Origin of the sequence: Paraburkholderia sp. BCC1884, assembly GCF_900996225.1 — a bacterium.
GTDB lineage: Bacteria > Pseudomonadota > Gammaproteobacteria > Burkholderiales > Burkholderiaceae > Paraburkholderia.
On record NZ_CAAJGL010000101.1, the window covers coordinates 507517 to 529541 of the forward strand.

A 22025-nucleotide genomic window follows, 5' to 3' on the forward strand; every position below is an offset into this window, starting at 1 on the left:
GGCCGATTTTGCCTGGGAGTAACCCGCGTTCGACGCTCCAGGCGTTCCGCGCGCGTGGTGTCGCCTTTAGACTTGGCGCACGCCCTGAAGGACGTCTCCTTGGGCGATCCAATCCGGAGATAGCGCCAATGACACCCGAAAAGCTGCTTTCGATGTTCGAGCGGCAGTACCTGGAAGGCAAAGCGCCCGTCGATGTCGAACAGACTTGCGCGAGCTACGCGACGTGGCTTGCGGCGGCATGGGAATTACTCGACGGTGAGCAGAAAACCCTACTTTTGACGGTGGGCGCCGCATTGTGGCGCGAGGGATATAACGTGCGGGCCGGCACGGCGACCAAGGATTTGTGGTGAGGTGAAGCGCCAGTGCAATGCTCGCGCACGCGTTGCGCCGAGTCGGTTTATATTTGGCGGCCCGTTTATCGCAAAATACTCGCACAACTCACCTCACGCACCAAGGCGACACGACCCTATGACCGATCTCTCCGCTTTCCCGATCACGAAGAAATGGCCTGCCGAGCATGCGGACCGGATCCAGCTTTATTCGCTGCCCACGCCGAACGGCGTGAAAGTGTCGATCATGCTCGAGGAGACCGGGCTGCCGTACGAACCGCACCTCGTGCGTTTCGACACGAACGATCAGATGTCGCCGGAGTTTCTGTCGCTCAATCCGAACAACAAGATTCCCGCGATCATCGATCCGAATGGTCCTGACGGTAAGCCGATGCCGCTGTTTGAATCCGGCGCGATTCTGATTTATCTGGCGGACAAGAGCGGCAAGTTCATTCCGCAGGACGCGACTGGTCGCTATGAGGCGATTCAGTGGGTCATGTTCCAGATGGGCGGTGTTGGGCCGATGTTCGGTCAGCTCGGGTTCTTCAACAAGTTTGCCGGCAAGGACTACGAGGACAAGCGTCCGCGCGATCGTTATGTGGCTGAAACCAAGCGCTTGCTTGGCGTGTTGAATCAGCGGCTCGACGGGCGCGAGTGGATTTTGGGCGATGTTTATTCGATCGCGGATATCGCCACGTTTCCGTGGGTGCGGAATCTGGTTGGGTTCTATGAGGCAGGGGATCTGGTCGGGATTCAGGACTTTCCGAATGTGACGCGCGCGTTGGCGGCGTTTGTGGAGCGGCCGGCGGTGGCGAAGGGCCTGGATATTCCGAAGCGGCCCGCGTGAAATGCAAAAAGCCTCGCAGTGGAAAGCATGCGAGGCTTTTATGAGCAAACCGGAATGACGCTGGGCAGCGTGGGTTGGTCCCCCTGACAGGAATCGAACCTGTATCTAGCGCTTAGGAGGCACTTGTTCTATCCATTGAACTACAGGGAGAGGACCGAACCGGAATGATCGCTGCAATCCTCGAGCGGAACAAGGTCCACGAGGATCGGGCGAGTCCAAATTCGCCGGCGAGCGCAGAGTATAGCAAACACGTCTGTACGCGATAAGCACCGGGAGGCAGTCCGCATAACGCGCGTCCTGCAAAGCAAACGGCCCAGCAGACAACGCCTGCTGGGCCGTAAGAGCTAGCGAAGATCCGCGCTAAAACGGCGCGCGTCCGCTCAGCTCAATCGAGCCGTCTCAAAACTCAACGACCGCAAACTCCGCCTTACCCACATCGCACAATGGGCAGCGCCAGTCTTCCGGAATCGCGGCGAAGCGCGTGCCCGGCGCCAGGCCTTCTTCTGGCAGACCGTCTTCCTCGTTGTAGATCCAGCCGCAAATCAGGCAGACCCAGCTCTTATATTCAGTCAGTTCAATTACTTCGCTCACGACGTACTCTTCTCTAGTTCAATGCAAAATCCGCTCAGTCTGCCCCTTTTTTGGGCAGGGCGGCGACCCGCAATATTACCGGAATTTGTCAAATTGACCGCGACTTACCGATGCGGCGGCGCCGCAACGCGGCTGAGACCTTTCCGAACCCACTCGACGGACCTTCTTACACAGCGTGTATGCTCTGATCCGCAGCTAATAATTTGGACAGGCTCGCTGGGCGTCTGGCATGGATTGCGACGATCTGCCTCAGGCGACTCGCGCGAACTGCCGTCAGCATGGCCCGCGCAAGACTCTCGTCTCGCAAAAAGGAGAAAACATGTTCAGGAACAAATGGTTGGCCGGTGCCGCGTTGGCCGGACTGCTGGCCGTATCGGGTGTGGCGCAGGCCGCGAGCGTATCGTTCGTGCAGCCGGCGGACGGCGCGACCGTCAGCAATCCCGTACACGTGGTGTTTGGCGTCGAAGGGATGAAAATCGCGCCAGCCGGCACGATGACGGAAGGCACGGGCCATCACCATCTGCTGATCGACGGGCAGCCGTTGACCAAGGGCGAGGTGATTCCTGCCAACGACAAATCGCTGCACTTCGGCAAGGGCCAGACCGAAACCGATCTGACGCTGCCGCCGGGCGACCATACGCTGACGTTGCAATTCGGCGACGGCGCACACCGGTCGTACGGACCGGAAATGAGCAAGACGATCACGGTGCATGTGAAGTAACCGCTTTTGCACGTCCGGCCGGTGTGCGCACGCGCCATCCGGCCGCCTTCGCTTTACAGCCGGCCTGATCGCGTTTCGCAAGCCGGTCAGTCAGCCTATCTCTTCCGGCTGACAGGCACCGGCCCGCGCGCCCGGTACAATGAGCAGTTCCGACTCATCGCTGTCTTCTCCAATTCTCCATGTCGCTTTACACCATTACCGGGGCCCAACTGGCCTTCGGTCACGTCGCGTTGCTCGATCACGCGGATTTCTCCCTCGAAGCGGGCGAGCGCGTCGGTCTGATCGGCCGTAACGGCGCAGGCAAGTCGTCGCTGCTGAAGATCGTTGCCGATCTGACCAAGCCTGACGACGGCCTCGTCACGCGTCAGCAGAACCTGACCACGGTCTACGTGCCGCAGGAGCCGGAGTTCGATACGGACGACACCGTGTTCGACGCGGTCGCGGCCGGCCTCACGCACGCCCGCGCGCTACTCGACGAATTCGACGTGGTCGCCAACCAGCTCGCCGACGAGCCGGAAGGCGCGGAGCACGACGCGCTGATGGCGCGCATGAACACGCTGCAATCGGCGCTGGACACCGCGGACGCCTGGAACTGGAGCACCCGCGTGGCCACCACGCTGCAGCAAATCGGTTTGAACGGCGAAGTACGCGTCGGCTCGCTGTCCGGCGGTATGCAAAAGCGCGTTGCGCTGGCGCGCGCGCTGGTCGTGCAGCCCGACGTGCTGCTGCTCGATGAGCCGACCAACCACCTCGACTTCGAAGGTATCCGCTGGCTCGAAGACCTGCTGGTCTCGCTGCGCGCGGGTCTGCTCTTCATCACCCACGACCGCGCGTTTCTGGATCGCGTCGCCACGCGTATCGTCGAACTGGATCGCGGGCGTCTGCTGTCGTATCCGGGCAATTTCAGCGCCTATCAGACCAGGAAGGCGCAGCAACTAGAAATCGAGCAAGTCGAATCAGCCAAGTTCGACAAGCTGCTCGCGCAAGAAGAGGTCTGGATCCGCAAAGGCGTCGAAGCACGCCGCACGCGCAGCGTCGGCCGCATCGCGCGGCTGGTGGAAATGCGCAATCAACGCGCGGAACGCCGCAACGTGCAGGGCAACGTCCGGCTCGACGTCGGGCAGGGTGAAAAGTCCGGCAAGATCGTCGCCGAATTGACGGATGTGACCAAGCGCTACGGTTCGCGCACGGTGGTCGACAACTTCACGGCTACGGTCATGCGTGGCGACAAGATCGGTTTCGTCGGTCCGAACGGCGCGGGCAAAACCACGCTGCTGAAGATGATCCTCGGCGAACTGGCGCCGGACGAAGGCACGGTGCGCGTCGGTACCAACATGCAGGTAGCGTATTTCGATCAGATGCGTGCGCAACTCGATCTGGACAAGAGCCTCGCGGACACGATCAGCCCAGGCAGCGAATGGGTCGAAGTGAACGGCCAGAAGAAGCACGTGATGAGTTACCTCGGCGACTTCCTGTTCGCGCCGGAGCGCGCGCGTTCGCCGGTCAAATCGCTGTCGGGTGGCGAGCGCAACCGTCTGCTGCTCGCGCGTCTGTTCGCGCGGCCGGCTAACGTGCTGGTGCTCGACGAGCCCACCAACGACCTCGACATTCCCACGCTCGAGCTGCTCGAAGAACTGCTCACGGAATACGACGGCACGGTGCTGCTGGTCAGCCACGATCGCGCGTTTCTCGATAACGTCGCGACGTCGGTAATCGCGTCGGAAGGGGCGGGTAAGTGGCGCGAATACGTCGGTGGCTTTACGGACTGGCAGATTCAGCGCGACCGTTCGCAGCAGATGGCGCTCGACGCGCAGAAAGCGGCCAACAAAGATACGGCCAAAGATGCAGCGCCGGCCAAAGACAATGCCGCCGCCCGCAATGCCAACTCGCCGCGTGCCGCGAAATTGTCGTTCAAGGAGCAACGCGAACTGGAGGCGTTGCCCGAGAAGATCGCCGCACTCGAAACCGAGCAGAAAGCAATCAGCGCGAAGCTCGAAGAGGGCTCGGTGTTCGCCAAAGATCCGCAGGAAGGCACCCGCCTGACGGAACGCTACGCCACCATCGACGAAGAGTTGCTGGTCGCGCTGGAACGTTGGGACGAACTGGAAAAGCGTCGCAAGTAACGAACGCGGCAGGACCGGGATGGCGCGCGAGACGCCCATCCCTCGCCACATTTCGAGACGAAGTGCGGTGCCAATGTCCACGTTGACCCTTATCCAGATGGCTAATCCCGCGTGCTGTGAATTGCCGCGAGTATCGAAATCAGTAAAATACCTCGCGAACAGGCTTCCGCGGCGTTCGCACCGGCTTCGACCACCGTCGAGCGTGCCACGGGAAGCCAGCCGACAAACAGCTTGCCCGCATTGCGGGCACCCCACCTAACCTAGTTGTTTCGTTGCGCTTTTTTTGAAAACTCAACGCATTGTCCACGGACCTGTCCACAGGACCTGTGGACAACGATGAACCGACGCACCCGAGTCAACCATGTCTACGAAAAAGCCAAGCGCCGCGTATAGCGAAGCGTCGATCAAGGTGTTGAAGGGCCTCGAGCCGGTCAAGCAACGGCCCGGGATGTACACCCGCACCGAAAATCCGCTGCACATCATTCAGGAAGTCATCGACAACGCATCGGACGAGGCCCTCGGTGGCCATGGCCGGCAAATCACGGTCACGCTGCACGCGGACCATTCGGTCTCGGTCGAAGACGACGGCCGCGGTATTCCGTTCGGTCTGCATCCCGAAGAAGGCGTGCCGGTCGTGGAAATCGTTTTCACACGCCTGCATGCGGGCGGTAAGTTCGATAAAGCCGCGGGCGGTGCCTACACGTTCTCGGGCGGCCTGCACGGCGTCGGGGTGTCGGTCACCAACGCGCTGTCCACGCGCCTCGACGTCACCGTGTGGCGCGAGGGCAAAGTCGCGGAACTGAGTTTCGCCAATGGCGACGTCGCGAAAGATCTCGAAGTGCGGGCCGCCGCGAAAGGCGACAAGAAGTCCGGCACCCGCGTCACCGCGTGGGCCAATCCGAAATATTTCGACTCGCCGAACCTGCCGCTCGGCGAACTGCAGCGTCTGCTGCGCTCGAAAGCGGTGTTGCTGCCGGGCGTCGAAGTCACGCTCGTCAACGAGAAAACCGGCGAGCAGCAAACCTGGAAATACGAAGACGGTCTGCGCGGTTATCTGCTCGAAGGCATGAACGGCAGCGATCTGCTGATTCCGCTCTTCGAGGGCGAGCGTTACGTCGAAAACTCGCGCGCGAGCGAAGAGACTTTCGCGGAAGGCGAGGGCGCGGCGTGGGTGGTCGCGTGGAGCGAGGAAGGCACGCTCATGCGCGAATCGTACGTCAACCTGATTCCGACGCCGGCCGGCGGCACGCACGAATCGGGCTTGCGCGACGGTTTGTTTCAGGCGGTGAAGAGCTTCGTCGAATTGCACAATCTGCAGCCGAAGGGCGTGAAGCTTCTCGCTGAAGACGTGTTCGCGCGCGTGTCGTTCGTGTTGTCGGCGAAGGTGCTCGATCCGCAATTCCAAGGGCAGATCAAGGAACGTCTGAATAGCCGCGACGCCGTGAAGCTGGTGTCGTCGTTTTCGCGTCCGGCGCTCGAGTTGTGGCTGAATCAGCACGTCGAACTCGGCAAGAAACTCGCGGACCTCGTCATCAAGCAGGCGCAGGCGCGCACGCGCGCCGGGCAGAAGGTCGAGAAGCGCAAGAGCTCGGGCGTCGCCGTATTGCCGGGCAAGCTGACCGATTGCGAGTCGACGGAAATCGGCCGCAACGAACTGTTTCTGGTCGAGGGCGATTCGGCAGGCGGTTCGGCGAAGATGGGCCGCGACAAAGAATATCAAGCGATCCTGCCGCTGCGCGGCAAGGTGCTCAACACGTGGGAAACCGAGCGCGACCGGCTGTTCGCCAACAACGAAGTGCACGACATCTCGGTGGCGATCGGCGTCGATCCGCATAGTCCCGATGACAAGGTCGATCTGTCGAATCTGCGCTACGGCAAGATCTGCATTCTCTCGGACGCCGACGTCGACGGCTCGCACATTCAGGTGTTGCTGCTCACGCTGTTCTTCAAGCATTTCCCGCAGCTGATCGAGCGCGGCCATGTGTGCGTGGCGCGTCCCCCGCTGTTCCGGGTCGACGCCCCGGCACGCGGCAAGAAGCCGGCGCAAAAGCTCTACGCGCTCGACGCGGGCGAGCTCGAAGCGATCCTCGACAAGCTGCGCAAAGACGGCGTGCGCGACACGCAATGGTCGATCAGCCGCTTTAAAGGCTTGGGCGAAATGAGCGCGGAACAACTGTGGGACACCACGATGAACCCCGACACGCGCCGCCTCACGCCGGTCGCGCTGGGCGAACTCGACTACGACGCCACGGTCGCGCGCATGACGATGCTGATGGGCAAGGGCGAAGCGGCGTCGCGCCGCAGCTGGCTGGAAGAAAAGGGCAATGAAGTGGAAGCGGATATCTGAGCGCGCCGCGCCTCGGAAACGCACCGCCACTTCAAGCCAACACGGATACGGAATCTAGATGGACGACGATAACACTCTCGACCTTTTCACCGCGCCGCCGCCTCCCGAAGGCGACTTTCTGACGCTCGGCAACTACGCGGAACGCGCGTACCTCGACTACGCGGTGAGCGTGGTCAAGGGCCGCGCGCTGCCGGATGTGTGCGACGGCCAGAAGCCGGTGCAGCGCCGCATTCTGTTCGCGATGAACGACATGGGCCTGTCCGACAACGCGAAGCCGGTCAAGTCGGCACGTGTAGTCGGCGACGTGCTGGGTAAATACCACCCGCACGGCGACCAGTCGGCGTACGACGCGCTAGTGCGTCTCGCGCAAGACTTTTCGATGCGCTATCCGCTGATCGACGGCCAGGGCAATTTCGGTTCGCGCGACGGCGACGGCGCAGCGGCAATGCGATACACCGAAGCACGCCTCACGCCGATCGCGAAACTGCTGCTCGATGAAATCAACCAGGGCACGGTCGATTTCATGAAGAACTACGACGGCGAATTCGACGAGCCGCGCCTGCTGCCCGCGCGTCTGCCGTTCGTGTTGCTCAACGGCGCCTCGGGCATCGCGGTCGGTCTGGCCACGGAAATTCCGTCGCACAATCTGCGCGAAGTCGCGGGCGCCGCCGTGGCGATGATCCGTAATCCGAAGATCACGCACGCAGAGTTGATCCAGCACATTCCGGGACCCGACTTCCCGGGCGGCGGCCAGATCATTTCGAGCGAAGCGGAAATCTCCGCGGCATATGAAACCGGTCGCGGCAGTCTGAAAGTGCGCGCGCGCTGGAAGATCGAAGAAATGGCACGCGGGCAGTGGCAACTGGTCATCACCGAACTGCCGCCGAATACGGCCGCGCAGAAGGTGCTCGAAGAAATCGAAGAGCAGACCAATCCCAAGATCAAGCTCGGCAAGAAGACGCTCACGCCGGAGCAGATGCAGACCAAGCAGACCATGCTGGGGCTGCTCGACGCCGTGCGCGACGAGTCGGGCAAAGATGCGCCGGTGCGCCTCGTGTTCGAGCCGAAGTCGAGCCGCATCGATCAGACCGATTTCGTCAACACGCTGCTCGCGCATACGAGCCTGGAATCGAACGCATCGCTGAATCTGGTGATGGTCGGTGGCGACGGTCGTCCGCGTCAGAAGGGCCTGGGCGAAATCCTGCACGAGTGGGTCGCGTTCCGTTTCGCGACGGTCACGCGCCGCACGCGTCATCGTCTGAGCAAGGTCGACGACCGGATTCACATCCTCGACGGCCGGATGATCGTCTTTCTGAATATCGACGAGGTCATCCGCATCATCCGCGAATCGGACGAACCGAAGGTCGCGTTGATGGCTGCGTTCGGCTTGTCCGATCGTCAGGCCGAAGACATTCTCGAAATCCGTTTGCGGCAGTTGGCGCGGCTCGAGAAGATCAAGATCGAGAAGGAACTCGCCGAACTGCGCGACGAGAAGGCCAAGCTCGAAGAACTGCTCGGCAGCGAATCGTCGATGAAGCGTTTGCTCATCAAGGAAATCGAAGGCGATGCAAAGCAGTACGGCGACGAGCGTCGTACGCTGATCCAGCAGGAAAAGCGCGCCACGTTCGAAGCGCGTGTGGTCGACGAACCGGTTACGGTAGTGGTGTCGCAGAAGGGTTGGGTGCGCGCATTGAAGGGCCATGGGCTCGACGTCGCGGGCTTCACGTTCAAGGCGGGCGACGGCCTCTACGCCGCGTTCCAATGCCGCACGCCGGACACGCTGGTGGCGTGGGGCAGCAACGGCCGCGTCTATTCGGTGGCCGTGGCGATGTTGCCGGGCGGTCGCGGTGACGGAGTGCCGGTCACGTCGCTGATCGAACTCGAGTCGGGCAGTCACCTGATGCACTACTACGCGGCGTCCGCGGATCAGGCTTTGCTGCTCGCGTCGAGCAACGGCTTCGGCTTTATCGCCAAGGTCGGCGATATGGTGAGCCGCGTGAAGGCGGGCAAGTCGTTCATGACGATCGACGCCGGCGCCGCACCGCTCGCGCCGATGCCGATGTTGCCGGATGCCACGCACATCGCGTGTCTGTCGTCGGATGGGCGCCTGCTGGTGTTCGGGCTCGACGAGATGAAGACGCTTTCGGGCGGCGGCCGCGGCGTCACGCTGATGGGCCTCGACGACAAGGAAACGTTGCTGCAGGCGCTTGCCATCAACAAAGCGGGGGTGATGTTGATCGGTACGCGCCGTGGTGGCCGCATCGACGAAGAAAAGGTGAGCGGCGCCGCGCTGACGCCTCATATCGGCAAGCGGGCGCGCAAGGGGCGCACGCCTGAATGCAAGATGAAGCTCGACGGCATGCGTCCAGTGGTGGCGGCTTAACAAAGCTTGACGGTGGACCACGGCGAGCGTCTGCTAGCATGCGGGGCGCTTGTCGTGCGCAGGATTAATTCGGGGGCGGCACTGCTTTTTGCGGGCGTGCTGCAATAACAACCAGAAACAACAAATAGAAAAAACGACGGGAAAGCCTCAGGCGCCCGGAACTGCGTGCACCGCGCGCGGTCGAATGCGCTCAATAGCCGCCGCAAATATCATTCGTCATAAGCGGTGTGGCGTCGTCGGGAGAGGAAAACAACATGAATAAGGCAATCGAACTCGCGCTCTTTCTGCATCTGCTCGCGGTTGCAGTGTGGGTAGGTGGGATGGTGTTCGCGCATTTCTGTCTGCGCCCGGCAATTGCCGATCTGTCGCCGCAATTACGTCTGCCATTGTGGGAATCGGTGTTTGGCCGCTTCTTCAACTGGGTGGCCGCAGCCGTGCTGGTGATCCTGCTTACCGGCGGTTTTCTGCTGATGCAATTCGGCGGCGGTCACGCCACGTGGCCCTTGCATGCGATGGCGGGTCTCGGGATCGTCATGATGCTGATCTTCGGCCATATCCGTTTTGCCGTGTTTCCCCGCATTCGCCGCGCCGTGCAGGCGCAAAAGTGGCCCGATGGCGCGCAGGCGGTCGGTACGATCCGGCGTCTGGTACTGATCAATATCGTGCTGGGCGTGGTGACGATCGGCGTCGCGGTGCTGTCGCGCGGGTTTTAAGCCTCGCGGGTTTCGGGGCCTTTTCTAAGCCCCATAAGCCAGCCACAACCCGCACACTACCGCTACCGTTCCATACACCGCGTAGACCGGCACCTTGAGCTTCGCGAAGCACATGCCGGAAAAAAGCGCGGTGATCAGATAGGCCGGTTTGAACGGCACGTGTCCGGCAATCCGTAGCACGGCCACCGCGAGAAACGCGGTGGTCACCGCACGCAAGATCCGCATGCCGTGCTCGAAGCGCGGGTTCGCCTTCAACTGATGTAGATGGCGCTGCGCCAGCACGACGAGACATCCCGATGGCACGAACAACGCGAGCGTGGCTATCAGCGCACCCGGCCAGCCATCCACCAGATAGCCGAAGAACGGCACCACATTCAGCAGCGGCCCAGGCGAAAGCGGCGAGAGCGAGAATGCCAACGTGAAGTCGTTGTCCGAAATGCCGATGGCCGGCGTGACGAACAGCGTCTTGAGCACCGGCAGCGCCGAGAAGCCGCCGCCGAACAGTGTCATGCCGGCTCCGGCAAGGCGCGGCCACAGCAGCGCCAGTTCATAGCGATGCGGCAAGGGCAGTGCGAACAGCACGAGCAACACACCTAGGCCGGCCACCAGTTGCCAGTCGCCGCGCGCGAACGACACCTCCACGCGGGTATTGCGCACCGGACTCACCAGCCAGCCCGCGGCGAATGCGCCGCCGAGCAGAACCACATAGGCGGCAGGGCTGCGCGCATAGAACAGCGCCACACAGCCGATCGCCGCCGCAGCCCATTCGAGCTTGCCGCGTATCAGCGCGCGCGTCTGCTTGTACCAGGTGATCGCAATCAAGGTCGCCAGCACGACGCTGAAGTGACTGAGCAGAGTCTCCGAGGCGGCGGCGCGCACGATCGGCGTGCGGTAGAAGATCGCGAACAACGTCATCAGCACGAAGAACGGCAGCACGCTCGCCGCACCCGCTACCCACGCACCGGCGCGGCCGCGCAGCGCGTGTCCCAGTTGCACGGCGACGTTGCAGCCCACCGGTCCGGGCACCATCCAGGCGAGGGCGATCAGATCGGAGAAGGCGACGCGCGACAGCCGTCCTTCGCGCTCGACGTAGTGATTTTCAAGCTGCGCCATCAGGGCGAGGCCGCCCCATGACAAGGCCGACAGGCCGAACACGACTCGGAACAGCGTCCACAGCGGTTCCCGGTTGCCTCGTCTTGCAGCATCCTGGCTCGTGATTGTCTGCATGGCGTATGGACGCCCGGTATGCGGGCGCCCGCTCTTAGGGATCGTCGTTGTATAGGTGTATGTCGAAGCGGCCGCGGCCGGCATCACGCTGTGACGTTGTAGTGCGTGAATGTAGCCGGTTTTGTGGCAGAGCGGTAATGGACGGAACGCGGTCAATGCGCGGCCAACCCGCCGCGGGCCGCCGCGTCTAGCTGTTGGTGCTGGCGCTCGATACGCCGCTGACACTGTCGGTCGCGTGGGCGGCGCGACGGTTGCCCATGCCGCACACGCCGAAGCGTTCGAGCAGCGCCGGAATCGCCTCGACCGGCACCGGACGCGAAAACAAAAAGCCTTGCGCTTCGATATGGCCAAGCGCCGCGAGCCACGCAATCTGCTCTTCCGTCTCGGTGCCTTCGACCACCACCGTCAGCCCAAGCGAGCGCGCGAGGTTGACGATCGCAGTGACCATCACGCACACGCTGCGGTCGCCCGGAATGGCCTGGATGAACGAGCGATCCACCTTCAGCGTGTCCACCGAGAAGCGGTTCAGATACGACAGCGACGAATAGCCCGTACCGAAATCGTCGAGCGCGATGCGTATGCCGAGGCGCTTCAGCGCAAAGATTTTTTCGGAGACGAGTTCGGGATATTCCATCATCGCCGTCTCGGTGATTTCGAGTTCGAGGCGGCGCGCAGAGATGCCGCTTTCCTCGATCGCATGCGAGATGGTTTCGTACAGATCGCCGCGCCAGAACTGCACCGCCGAGATGTTCACCGCGAGCGACAGCGTGTCGTAACCCTGCTGTTGCCACTGCGCGAGTTGACGGCAGGCGGTTTCGATCACGAAGTCGCCGATCGGCACGATCAGTCCGGTCGACTCCGCCACCGGGATGAATTCGTTGGCCGGAATCAAACCGTGCTGCGGATGGTTCCAGCGCACCAACGCCTCGAAGCCGGTGATGCAGCGGCGCGTCAGATCGATCTTCGGCTGATAGGCGAGGAACAGCTGGCCTTCGGCGAGCGCCACGCGCAACTGCTGTTCCCACTTCATCAAATGATCCGCGCGATGCGACAGTTGCGGGGAATAGAACTGGTAGCAGTTCTTGCCCGCGTCTTTCGCGCTGTACATGGCGAGGTCGGCCTTTTTCAGCAGGTCGATTTCGTTTTCGTTGGCGACCGAGTAGAGCGCGATGCCGATGCTCGCATGCAGCACGAACGAGCTGCCGCGCACTTCGAACGGTTTGGCGAACGCTTCCGCGGCGGCTTCGGCGAGCGCCACGGCGCGTTTCTCGACGTCGTCGCCCTTGATTACCACCACGAACTCGTCGCCGCCGATGCGGCTCAGCGCGCCGTTGTCGCCGACCGCATTGGCGAGGCGCGAGGCGGTCATTTGCAGCACGATGTCGCCGGCATTATGGCCGAGCGTGTCGTTGACGGTCTTGAAGTTGTCGAGATCGATGAAGAGAATCGCGAGCCGCCCCAGGTTGGCCTGCTGCGCGACATCGTGGCGCAGCGTTTGCAGCGTTGCATAGCGATTGCGCAGGCCGGTGAGCAGATCGTATTCGACCAGATGGGTCATCTCGCGCTCGCGGCCGAGCAGTTTGCCGATCAGGCCGGTCGCCACGGCGAAGAAGCTCAGCATCGCCAATGAGATGAAGCCCGCCATCAACAGATAGACGTTGCGGGTGTGGTTGTAGTCGGCGAATTCTTCGGCTTGGGAAAGACCCACCAGCACGCCGAGCGGATAACCGTCGATATGGCGATACGAGACGATGCGCGTGACGTTGTCGATCGAATCGACGTAAGTGCCCGACACGTGTTCGGAGGTCGGATACGAGCCGCTTGCCGAGAACGCGCGGTTGGCGCTGTCGGAACTGCCGGTGCGCCGGGCGAGCACGGTGCCGTTGTCCGAGATCACGGCGATCACGCCTTCGCGACCGATCGCCGCGTTGTTGTAGAAGTCGCTGGTGAAATAGCTCGGATCTTCGGAAACCACCACGACGCCCGCGAACGAGCCGTCCGGGTGATTCAGGCGACGCGTCATCTGCAGGGTCCAGTGGCCGGACACGCGACCGAGCACCGGCTTGCTGATGTACAACTGGTCGTCGTTCTCGTGCTCGTGGACCTTGAAGTGTTCACGGTCGGAGAGATCGATATGTTTCGGATTGAGTTCGGCCGTGTTGGCGATCAGCGTGCCGTGTTCGTCGATCAACGACACCTGCACCAGCGTTTCACTTTGCACGACGCCTTTTTCCACCGTGCTCGCCAGATCGAAACGGTTAGGGCTCTTCTCGAACTCGTATTTGACGAAGCGGGTGATCTGATCGACCTGGTGAATCGCCTTGACCGTGTGCTGTTCCAGTGCAGCCGAGAGAATCGCGGCGGAGGCCATCGCTTCGCGGTTGGTCGCTTCTTTCTCGACCGACAGGCGCGCGAAGATCACGGTCCACAGCAGGATCAATACCAGTACGCCGAGTGCAGGAATAATCAGCAGCGCGCGACGGCGCGACACTGCGGGATCGCGGCGAGGCCGGGTTTCGCGCTGCTCGGGAAAGCGTGACTTGCTCATCGGCCGGCCCGTGTCTGGCTGCCGGCCGGATGGACGCGCGCGAGTATCGACTGCGCTGATTTCATGGGTGGCTGCATGGTGACCAAGGTGCCGGAGCTACTGCGCAAAGGAAGGGGCGTTGCGTCGTGCCTGACCGTCCGTGGGTCATCGGGTACGTGTCGATATTACTGAATGCCACTGGATTAAGGAAGCGTCCGGGCATCGGGTATACGCGGGCGCTGCAAACCCCGGTCTTGCGCTGCATGCGTAATGGGTGGGGTCTGCCGTGGCGCGGCGGCCTGGGGGTTGTCATCGAGTGTTTCATCGGGATTGACGATTCGGCGGCCAGCATTCAGGTGTGCCAGGGTCCGTCAGGTGGGTGACGAGCGTCTCGTTATGCGGCGGGCATTGGCGTGCAACCAGTATGGCGCACGGCGCGCCGCTCACGGCAGCCGGAAGCTGCCGTCGACGATGGTCACCGAGGGGCCACCAATCCACGTCTTGTTGCTTGCGTCGTCGTAGTGCACGGACACCTGACCGGCACGGCCCAGCGCAGTGCCCTGGCGTACCGTGTAGTGCGAGCCCGGACGCAGTTGCTGGGCGCTCAGCAAGCCGGCGAGCGCGGCGTTTGCGCTGCCGGTCACCGGGTCTTCACCGAAGCCGAAGCCGCCGCCGGCCATCAAACAGCGCACCTCGAAGGTTGCCGGGCCGTCGGCCTCGTGCGGACCGTAGACGGCGAGGCCGTGCGTGCCTACCGAATGCGCGATCTCGGCGAGCGCGGCGGCATCGGGTTCGAGTGCGAGACAGGCGCGCGCTGAATTGACGCGTACCACGAGCCACGGTGCGCCGTTGTCGACGGCGCAAGGGGCCGCGCTGAAGTCGATCGCATCACTACGTAAAGCCGTGGACAACGCCGCGTATCGATCTTCGGCGAGCGGGGTGACGCGCGCGGGCGGTGCGGCGAAAGCCCATCGTGGCTGGCTCGCGCCGGTCGTTTCAGGCAATGCCTTCAGTTCGACCAATCCCACGCCGCATTGCTGCACGAGCTTGCCGGCCTGCCTGGGCTGATAGCCGCTTTCGAGCAACGCATGCGCGGTGCCCAACGTGGGATGGCCCGCGAACGGCAACTCGCCTTCGGTCGTGAAGATCCGCACGTGATAGTCGGCCGCTGGATCGGTCGGCTTCACCAGAAAGGTTGTTTCCGACAGGTTGGTCCAGTGCGCGATAGCCTGCATCTGATGCGCATCGAGTGAGTCGGCGTCGAACACGACGGCCAGCGGATTGCCTTTGAACGGCACCGACGTAAACACGTCGACTTGTTTGAAGCGAACGATAGGTGCAGGCATCTGGCGCGGTCCGGGCGAATCAAACGTTTGATGGGTTCGCGGATTCTATCCGCTGACGCGGTAACGATCCACCTTGCCGCCAATGCAAAACGCGCCGCGGGTGACTAACACCTCGCGACGCGTTCTGTTCGATGTGCTGCGGCGACGCAGCTTATCGGATCGACGACTCTTATTCGACTTCCGCGATCATCTCGATCTCGACGCAGGCGCCGAGCGGAATCTGCGCGACGCCGAATGCCGAGCGCGCATGTTTGCCGCGCTCGCCGAACACATCGGCCACCAGTTCGGACGCGCCGTTGGTGACCAGATGCTGTTCGGTGAATTCGGGCGTCGAGTTGACGAGGCTCATCAGCTTGACGATGCGCGTGACGCGGTTCAGATCGCCCACGTGCGCATGCAGCGTGGCGAACAGGTCGATGGCGATCGAGCGCGCCGCGACCTTGCCTTCCTCGGTGGTGAGCGTGGCGCCGAGCTTGCCGGTCCACACCTTGCCGTCTTTCCTGGCGATGTGACCGGACAGGTACACGGTGTTGCCGCTTTGCGCGCTCATCACATACGCGGCTGCCGGCGCGCCTGCTGTCGGCAGTTCGATGCCCAGTTCCTTGAGCTTGTCGTACACATTCGTTTGAGCCATGTTAAATCCTGGTCAGTAGAGGAATGGGGTGGTCGACGAGGTTCGCGCCGGCTTCGCGCGAACCCGCGTTCAGACCTTCGCGCGGATCAGAGCGGCGAGACGCGACACGCCTTCGTCGATCTTCGCAGGCGGCACCGTGACGAACGACAGGCGCAGCGTGTTGTGCTGGGCTTCATCGGCGAAGAACGGACCACCCGGCACGAACGCGACATTCTGCGCGACGGCCTCTTCGAGCAGCTTCATGCTGTCGATTTGCGCGGGCAGATTCACCCAGATGAACATGCCGCCTTCCGGACGGTTCCAGCTCACGCCTTCGGGCATATAACGCTCGAGCGAAGCCAGCATGGCTGTGCATTGATCGCGATACAGCTCGCGGATGGTCGGCACGTGCGTGTCGAGGAAACCGTCCTTGATGACTTCGTAGACGATGCGTTGCGTGAAGCTCGGCGTGTGCAGATCGGTGGCTTGCTTGGCCTGCACGAGCTTGAAGATCAACTCTTCGGGCGCGATGATGTAGCCGACCCGCAGGCCCGGCGCCAGCACTTTCGAGAACGAGCCGAGATGGACGATGTGATCCGGCGCCATCGACAGCATGGTGGGCAGCGGTTCGCCCGCGTAGTCGAGCGCGCCGTACGGGTCGTCTTCGATCACCGGGAACGGCGCGGTCTTGGCGAACTCGGCGAGCACGCGACGGCGTTCGAGCGGCAAGCGGCGGCCGGTCGGGTTCTGGAAGTTCGGTTGCGCGTACAACAGGCGTGCGCCGGCCGTCAGTTCGGGTGTCAGGCCTTCGGGAACCAGACCTTGTTCGTCGGTCGGTACCTGCACGTAACGCGGCTCGTACATCGAGAACGATTGCAGCGCGCCGAGGTAGGTCGGCGTTTCGACCAGCACGGGGCTGTCCGGGCACACCAGTACTTTGCCGAGCAGGTCGAGAGCCTGTTGCGAACCCGTGGTGATCAGCACCTGGCTCGGACGGATCTGGGCGCCGTTCACCGAGTAGCGCTTCGCGACCCATTCGCGCAGCGGCGCAAAACCTTCGGTCGCGCTGTATTGCAGTGCTGCGGCGGGCTCGTCGCGCAGAATGCGGTCGGCGGCCGCGCGCATGCGTTCAGCCGGGAAGGTGGCCGGCGAGGGCAGGCCGCCCGCGAACGAAATGACTTCGGGCCGTTCCGTGACCTTAAGAATCTCGCGAATCGCCGAGCTCGTGAGCTTGCGTGCGCGTTCGGACAATTGCCACATGGGGGCTTTCAGGTCGCTTTGGTCCATGGTCTCCTCTGCTGGTACTGGAACCGGTCAAAACTTCGATTATCGCCCGAGTCGACGACCCGCGCGCGCTGCTTTATTTAAGGGTCCGTAGACCCTCGGGTGTTTCGAACTCCGCGACGAGCGTCGCGGCGCCCTGCGCGGACTGCAATTCGATCAGATGCGCCGCGCCCAGCCACTGCAATTGCGCCGCTACGATGTCGGCTTGCGGGTGAGTCGCTTTCAATGCTTTCAGCGAAATGCCGCTTTCCGGCAGGACCGTCGACGGATGGTGTGGCGAGTCCCATTGAATCAGCGAGGGCAGGACACCGTCGCCGACGCCTTGCCATGCGGGCCATGCGCCGTCGTCGGGCACCGACAGGCCCCAGGTGAAATCGCCCCGCGTCATCGGCACGATCGGCGCGATTCGCTGTGGGTATTGGGCTTGCCACGTAGGCAAATGCTTCGGTCGTTCGACCCGCGCGACCCAGTGCGACAGATACGGGCCGCTTTCGAGCCTTGCTTGCGTGGCCGGGTCGTCCAGTGCGAACAGGCGGGCGCGCGCGGTGCCGCCCTCGGCGGGTGCGTCGATTGAAGGCGTTGCGTGCGGATCGATCGCGATCACTTCCAGATAGACGCCGCCCCACAGATTCAACAACCGGTTGTGCGTGCGCATCAGCGGATGGGCCCCGCCGCCGGCCGGTGCGACGCCAAGCGTGTCGGCGACGTACTGCGTACCCTCGTCGAGGGTGCGGGCGGAAATCACGAGGTGATCGAGACGGAGCGAATGAGCTGTCATGACGGATCGGCAAAAAAACGGTTTTCTGCGGTGGCCCGCAGCGGGCCGGGTAGGGCGGTCGCGCTGCCGGGGCCGTAAGCATAACCGTTTGCCGGATCGACGGGCCATGCGGAGGGTTTGTGTCTCAAAATGTAACGGCCTCGACCGGCACAGTAACGGTACAATCGATTCGATACTGTTCGGTACAGTTGGAGCCCTGTTATGTCCTCACCGCTTGCCCAGATTCCCGCCCCGCACGACACCGCCTCCATGACGCTGGTCGAACAACTCGTCCAATGGGCGCGTCGTCGTATCGAGGAACGGGTGTTCCGTCCCGGCATGCGCATGCCGTCGATCCGCAAACTGGCGCTCGACAAAGGCGTGTCGCGCTTCACGGTGGTCGAGGCGTATGAACGGCTGGTGGCGCAAGGCTTTCTGGAGTCGCGCCGCGGTTCGGGTTTTTACGTGCGCGAGCGGCTCGCCGGCGCGGCCGTCGCCGAGTTGCATCCGCCACGCGAAGCGCCGCCCGCACCGGCCACCATCGACGTGGTCTGGCTGCTGCGCAACATGCTGCACACGGGCGCGCGGCCCGAGCGCAGTCCGGGCCTCGGGTATCTGCCCGCGCGCTGGCTCGATGGCGACCTGATCTCCAACGCGCTGCGCACGCTGGGCCGGCAAAGCGGCGCGCAAATGCTCGGCATCGGCACGCCGCAAGGGTTTTTGCCGCTGCGTCAGCAATTGCAGACGCGGCTCGAGGAGCTGGAAATCGGCGCGTCGCCGGAACAGATCGTGATGGTGTCCGGCATTACTCAGGCCATCGACCTGATTTCGCGCATTTACGTCAAGCCGGGCGATGCAGTGATCGTCGGCGATCCGGCGTGGTTTCAGATGTTCGGCCGGTTCGCCTCGCAAGGCGCGCGGCTGGTGGGCATGCCCTACACGCCGGACGGCCCGGACCTCGACGCGCTCGAGTCGCTGCTGCAGACGTGGCGCCCCAAGATGCTGGTGATCAACTCGGTGCTGCAGAACCCGACCGGCACGTCGCTCACGGCGGCCCAGGCGTTTCGCATCCTGCGGCTGGCCGAGGAGTACGACTTCATCGTCGTCGAAGACGACATCTACGGCGATCTCTGCCCGCCGAGCTATCCCGGCACGCGGCTCGCGAGCCTCGACCAGTTGAAGCGCGTGATCTACCTGGGCAGTTTTTCGAAGACGCTCGCGCCGAATCTGCGGGTAGGTTTTATCGCCTGCGCGCCGGAGGTGGCCACTGCGGTCGCCGATCAGAAAATGCTGGTCGGCATGACGAGCCCCGAACTGAACGAACGCGTGCTCTACAAGATTCTGACCGAGGGCCATTACCGGCGGCATGTGGAACGGCTGCGCGTGCGGCTCGACGGGGTGCGCGAAAAGTCCGTACGGATGCTGGAGAAGACCGGCCTGAAGCTGTTCCTGACGCCCGCCGCCGGCATGTTCCTTTGGGCCGACACCGGCGTCGACGCCTCGGCGTTGGCCGCCGCCGGCCACGAGGCCGGTTTTCTGCTGACTCCCGGCAGCCTGTTTTCGCCGCAGCAGTCGCCCACCACCTGGATGCGTTTCAACATCGCCAACTGCGGCGATCCGGAACTGGCGACGTTTCTATGCCGCTATCTCGACGGCGTAGCGCGCCGGGCCTCTTGAAACCGCGCTGGCTTGCCCCCATTTAACCGGACAATCCAGCAGCCCTGAACCCCCATTCGCAACAGAGAGGAAGTCCGACCATGGCACAAGAAACCATGAGCTTTCAGGCAGAAGTAAAACAACTTCTGCACCTGATGATTCATTCGCTGTACAGCAACAAGGAAATTTTCCTGCGCGAGCTGATTTCGAACGCGTCCGACGCGTCCGACAAGCTGCGCTTCGAAGCCATCGAAAACAGCGCCTTGTACGAGAACGATCCGAATCTGCGGATTCGCGTGTCGTACGACAAGGCCGCGCGCACCGTCACCATTGAAGACAATGGTATCGGCATGAGCCGCGAGGAAGCGATCGCCAACCTCGGCACGATCGCGCGCTCGGGCACCAAGGAATTCTTCGGCAAGCTCTCCGGCGACCAGCAGAAAGACGCGGCGCTGATCGGCCAGTTCGGCGTGGGCTTCTATTCGGGCTTCATCGTCGCCGACAAGATCACCGTCGAAACGCGCCGCGCCGGCTTGCCGGCGTCGGAAGGCGTGCGCTGGGAAAGCGCGGGCGAGGGCGAATTCGAGGTCGAACAGATCGAGCGCGCCGCGCGCGGCACGACCATCACGCTGCATCTGCGTGCGGAAGAAGACGAACTGCTGTCGTCGCATCGTCTGAAGTCGATCATTCAGAAGTACTCCGACCACGTCGCGCTGCCGATCCTGATGCAAAAGGAAGAGTGGGACGCGGAAAAAAGCGAGATGGTCACGAAGGACGAAGACGAGACGGTCAACCAGGCGAGCGCGCTGTGGACCCGTTCGAAGAACGAGATCACCGACGAACAGTACAAGCAGTTCTATCAGCACCTCGCGCACGACCACCAGGACCCGCTCACGTGGACGCATAACCGTGTGGAAGGTCGCAGCGAGTACACGCAACTGCTGTACGTGCCGACCCACGCGCCGTTCGACATGTTCAACCGCGACCATCGCGGCGGCCTGAAGCTGTATGTGAAGCGCGTGTTCATCATGGACGACGCCGAGCAGCTGTTGCCCGCGTATCTGCGTTTCGTGAAGGGCGTGGTCGATTCGGCCGATCTGCCGCTGAACGTGTCGCGCGAAATCCTGCAGGAAAGCCGCGATGTGAAGGCGATCCGCGAAGGCGTGACCAAGCGTTCGCTGTCGATGCTCGAAGAACTGGCCAACTCGGATAACGAGACGGACAAGGAAAAGTACGCCGGCTTCTGGAAGGAATTCGGCCAGGTGCTGAAGGAAGGCATCGGCGAGGACTTCGCCAATCGCGAGCGCATCGCGAAGCTGGTGCGCTTTGCGTCGACGCATACGGAGTCGCCGGAGCAGACCGTGTCGCTCGCCGATTACGTCGCGCGTATGAAGCCCGAGCAAACGAAGATCTATTACGTGACCGCCGATACCTGGCAGGCCGCGACCCACAGCCCGCATCTGGAAGTGTTCCGCAAGAAGGGCGTGGAAGTGCTGCTGCTGACCGATCGCGTGGATGAGTGGATGCTCTCGTTCCTGAACGAATTCGACGGCAAGCCGCTGCTGAGCGTGGCGCGCGGCGACCTCGATCTGGGCGCGTTGAACGACGAAGAAAAGCAGGCGCAGGAAAAGGTCGGTGAGGAGTTCAAGCCGCTCGTCGAGAAGATGAAAGAAGCGCTGAAGGACAAGGCCAAGGACGTGCGCCTGACGTTCCGCCTGACCGATTCGCCGTCTTGCCTCGTTGCCGACGACGGTGAAATGAGCGGCTACCTGCAGCGCATGTTGAAGGCCGCGGGTCAGCAAGCGCCGTCGTTCCACCCGATCCTCGAAGTGAATCCGGAACACGCGCTGGTGAAGGGCCTGCATGCCGACACCGCGAACTTCGACGACTGGTGCCACTTGCTGTTCGATCAGGCCTTGCTCGCTGAAGGCGGCGCGCTGGAAGATCCGGCGAGTTTCGTCAAGCGTACTAACGCGCTGCTGCTGGCGCGCTAATTGAACGTGCGTTGTAGTGACGTGATAGCTGTTTGATGTCTGAAAATGCGCTGCCTCGGCAGCGCATTTTTTTTGCCCGCTGCGGATTAAAGTTCGCGCCGGCCGTTCTGAATCAATCGGAATTGGCGCTCAATTCGCGGGCGCGCTTCCCTGTAAATGGCGCACTTGCGATAGCACACAGCCGGCCAGTTCCTTGGCCTCGTGGCACGCGGCACGACTGCCGAGCACCTTGGCCGCAAGGCTGCCGATGGCCTGACTGGTCTGTTTCGTCGTGTGATGCTGCGCGAGCGCCGAACCCGCCAATTCCTTTTCCTGATGCGCCGCGCCCGCACGCCGTAAAACTACTGCGGCCAGGTGGGCGATGCGGTCGGACGTTTCCTTCGAATTTGATGTATTCAAAACGTGACTCCGTGGTGAGTATTGTCGAATTAATCGACTGTTGGAGGAAGGCTCCTTGGTCGATGGAAAATAATTATGGGTAACTAACTAAAACTAATCAACGACCATAAATTGAGATTGGTTTATGAGACGTCAAAACGGGATTTTCTCTTATGCTTGCGCGCATCA

The 22025-nt window shown here is 62.4% G+C and carries 17 protein-coding genes and 1 tRNA gene; 9 read left to right on the forward strand and 9 right to left on the reverse strand.

From position 1 onward, the window contains the following. The first annotated feature begins 128 nt into the window (after positions 1-128). Both FQ705_RS24670 and FQ705_RS24675 read left to right on the forward strand, forming a co-directional pair. Entirely contained in the window at positions 129-350 is a 222-nt protein-coding gene (locus FQ705_RS24670; RefSeq protein ID WP_144145222.1) for a hypothetical protein, read from the forward strand. A gap of 118 nt (positions 351-468) precedes the next feature. After that, positions 469-1176: a glutathione S-transferase N-terminal domain-containing protein gene (locus FQ705_RS24675; RefSeq protein WP_144145224.1), complete on the forward strand. Its 708-nt coding sequence runs from the start codon at positions 469-471 to the stop codon at positions 1174-1176. Between the two features lie 75 nt (positions 1177-1251). Here FQ705_RS24675 and FQ705_RS24680 read toward each other — a convergent pair. Beyond that, positions 1252-1326 (reverse strand) — tRNA-Arg (locus FQ705_RS24680). Positions 1327-1575: 249 nt separating this feature from the next. Then, positions 1576-1767: a rubredoxin gene (locus tag FQ705_RS24685; protein WP_144145227.1), complete on the reverse strand. Its 192-nt coding sequence runs from the start codon at positions 1765-1767 to the stop codon at positions 1576-1578. A gap of 319 nt (positions 1768-2086) precedes the next feature. Here FQ705_RS24685 and FQ705_RS24690 point away from each other — a divergent pair, with 319 nt between their 5' ends. From FQ705_RS24690 to FQ705_RS24710, 5 genes are all read left to right on the forward strand, one after another. Beyond that, positions 2087-2488, forward strand: a complete 402-nt coding sequence (locus FQ705_RS24690) for a DUF4399 domain-containing protein (RefSeq protein WP_144145231.1) — start codon at positions 2087-2089, stop codon at positions 2486-2488. 179 nt (positions 2489-2667) lie between these two features. Beyond that, entirely contained in the window at positions 2668-4611 is a 1944-nt protein-coding gene (locus tag FQ705_RS24695; protein WP_144145232.1) for an ATP-binding cassette domain-containing protein, read from the forward strand. Between the two features lie 361 nt (positions 4612-4972). Then, positions 4973-6958 (forward strand): DNA topoisomerase IV subunit B, encoded by a 1986-nt coding sequence (locus tag FQ705_RS24700; protein ID WP_144145235.1) that lies wholly within the window; start codon positions 4973-4975, stop codon positions 6956-6958. A 58-nt stretch (positions 6959-7016) separates the two neighbouring features. Beyond that, on the forward strand, positions 7017-9341 hold the full coding sequence (gene parC / locus FQ705_RS24705; RefSeq protein WP_144145238.1) for a DNA topoisomerase IV subunit A: 2325 nt from the start codon (positions 7017-7019) through the stop codon (positions 9339-9341). Positions 9342-9595: 254 nt separating this feature from the next. Next, positions 9596-10054: a CopD family protein gene (locus FQ705_RS24710; protein WP_144145244.1), complete on the forward strand. Its 459-nt coding sequence runs from the start codon at positions 9596-9598 to the stop codon at positions 10052-10054. Between the two features lie 24 nt (positions 10055-10078). On the opposite strand, the gene FQ705_RS24715 is transcribed toward FQ705_RS24710, so the two are convergent. From FQ705_RS24715 to FQ705_RS24740, 6 genes are all read right to left on the reverse strand, one after another. Beyond that, entirely contained in the window at positions 10079-11281 is a 1203-nt protein-coding gene (locus FQ705_RS24715; RefSeq protein WP_144145247.1) for a chromate transporter, read from the reverse strand. Positions 11282-11468: 187 nt separating this feature from the next. After that, entirely contained in the window at positions 11469-13829 is a 2361-nt protein-coding gene (locus FQ705_RS24720; RefSeq protein WP_144145251.1) for an EAL domain-containing protein, read from the reverse strand. Positions 13830-14251: 422 nt separating this feature from the next. Then, positions 14252-15154, reverse strand: a complete 903-nt coding sequence (locus FQ705_RS24725) for a PhzF family phenazine biosynthesis protein (RefSeq protein WP_144145256.1) — start codon at positions 15152-15154, stop codon at positions 14252-14254. 169 nt (positions 15155-15323) lie between these two features. Beyond that, entirely contained in the window at positions 15324-15788 is a 465-nt protein-coding gene (locus FQ705_RS24730; RefSeq protein WP_144145258.1) for a RidA family protein, read from the reverse strand. 69 nt (positions 15789-15857) lie between these two features. Further along, positions 15858-17054: a PLP-dependent aminotransferase family protein gene (locus FQ705_RS24735; RefSeq protein ID WP_144145261.1), complete on the reverse strand. Its 1197-nt coding sequence runs from the start codon at positions 17052-17054 to the stop codon at positions 15858-15860. A 73-nt stretch (positions 17055-17127) separates the two neighbouring features. Next, a complete protein-coding gene (locus FQ705_RS24740) occupies positions 17128-17829 on the reverse strand; it encodes a VOC family protein (protein WP_144145267.1) in 702 nt (233 codons plus the stop codon). A gap of 201 nt (positions 17830-18030) precedes the next feature. Between FQ705_RS24740 and FQ705_RS24745 the strand changes: the two genes are divergently transcribed. Both FQ705_RS24745 and htpG read left to right on the forward strand, forming a co-directional pair. Continuing rightward, positions 18031-19485: a PLP-dependent aminotransferase family protein gene (locus FQ705_RS24745; protein ID WP_144145271.1), complete on the forward strand. Its 1455-nt coding sequence runs from the start codon at positions 18031-18033 to the stop codon at positions 19483-19485. Between the two features lie 80 nt (positions 19486-19565). Continuing rightward, positions 19566-21458, forward strand: coding sequence for a molecular chaperone HtpG (gene htpG / locus FQ705_RS24750; protein WP_144145274.1), 1893 nt, complete (start codon positions 19566-19568; stop codon positions 21456-21458). 129 nt (positions 21459-21587) lie between these two features. Here htpG and FQ705_RS24755 read toward each other — a convergent pair whose 3' ends face one another. Further along, the gene (locus FQ705_RS24755) at positions 21588-21857 is read right to left on the reverse strand and encodes a hypothetical protein (protein WP_144145278.1); all 270 of its coding nucleotides are present in this window, start codon (positions 21855-21857) and stop codon (positions 21588-21590) included. Positions 21858-22025: the final 168 nt, after the last annotated feature.

Coding starts and splice junctions, on each gene's coding strand:
- FQ705_RS24670 (WP_144145222.1), top strand. CDS start 129: ATGACACCCGAAAAGCTGCTTTCGATGTTCGAGCGGCAGTACCTGGAA.
- FQ705_RS24675 (WP_144145224.1), top strand. CDS start 469: ATGACCGATCTCTCCGCTTTCCCGATCACGAAGAAATGGCCTGCCGAG.
- FQ705_RS24690 (WP_144145231.1), top strand. CDS start 2,087: ATGTTCAGGAACAAATGGTTGGCCGGTGCCGCGTTGGCCGGACTGCTG.
- FQ705_RS24695 (WP_144145232.1), top strand. CDS start 2,668: ATGTCGCTTTACACCATTACCGGGGCCCAACTGGCCTTCGGTCACGTC.
- FQ705_RS24700 (WP_144145235.1), top strand. CDS start 4,973: ATGTCTACGAAAAAGCCAAGCGCCGCGTATAGCGAAGCGTCGATCAAG.
- parC (WP_144145238.1), top strand. CDS start 7,017: ATGGACGACGATAACACTCTCGACCTTTTCACCGCGCCGCCGCCTCCC.
- FQ705_RS24710 (WP_144145244.1), top strand. CDS start 9,596: ATGAATAAGGCAATCGAACTCGCGCTCTTTCTGCATCTGCTCGCGGTT.
- FQ705_RS24715 (WP_144145247.1), bottom strand. CDS start 11,281: ATGCAGACAATCACGAGCCAGGATGCTGCAAGACGAGGCAACCGGGAA.
- FQ705_RS24720 (WP_144145251.1), bottom strand. CDS start 13,829: ATGAGCAAGTCACGCTTTCCCGAGCAGCGCGAAACCCGGCCTCGCCGC.
- FQ705_RS24725 (WP_144145256.1), bottom strand. CDS start 15,154: ATGCCTGCACCTATCGTTCGCTTCAAACAAGTCGACGTGTTTACGTCG.
- FQ705_RS24730 (WP_144145258.1), bottom strand. CDS start 15,788: ATGGCTCAAACGAATGTGTACGACAAGCTCAAGGAACTGGGCATCGAA.
- FQ705_RS24735 (WP_144145261.1), bottom strand. CDS start 17,054: ATGGACCAAAGCGACCTGAAAGCCCCCATGTGGCAATTGTCCGAACGC.
- FQ705_RS24740 (WP_144145267.1), bottom strand. CDS start 17,829: ATGACAGCTCATTCGCTCCGTCTCGATCACCTCGTGATTTCCGCCCGC.
- FQ705_RS24745 (WP_144145271.1), top strand. CDS start 18,031: ATGTCCTCACCGCTTGCCCAGATTCCCGCCCCGCACGACACCGCCTCC.
- htpG (WP_144145274.1), top strand. CDS start 19,566: ATGGCACAAGAAACCATGAGCTTTCAGGCAGAAGTAAAACAACTTCTG.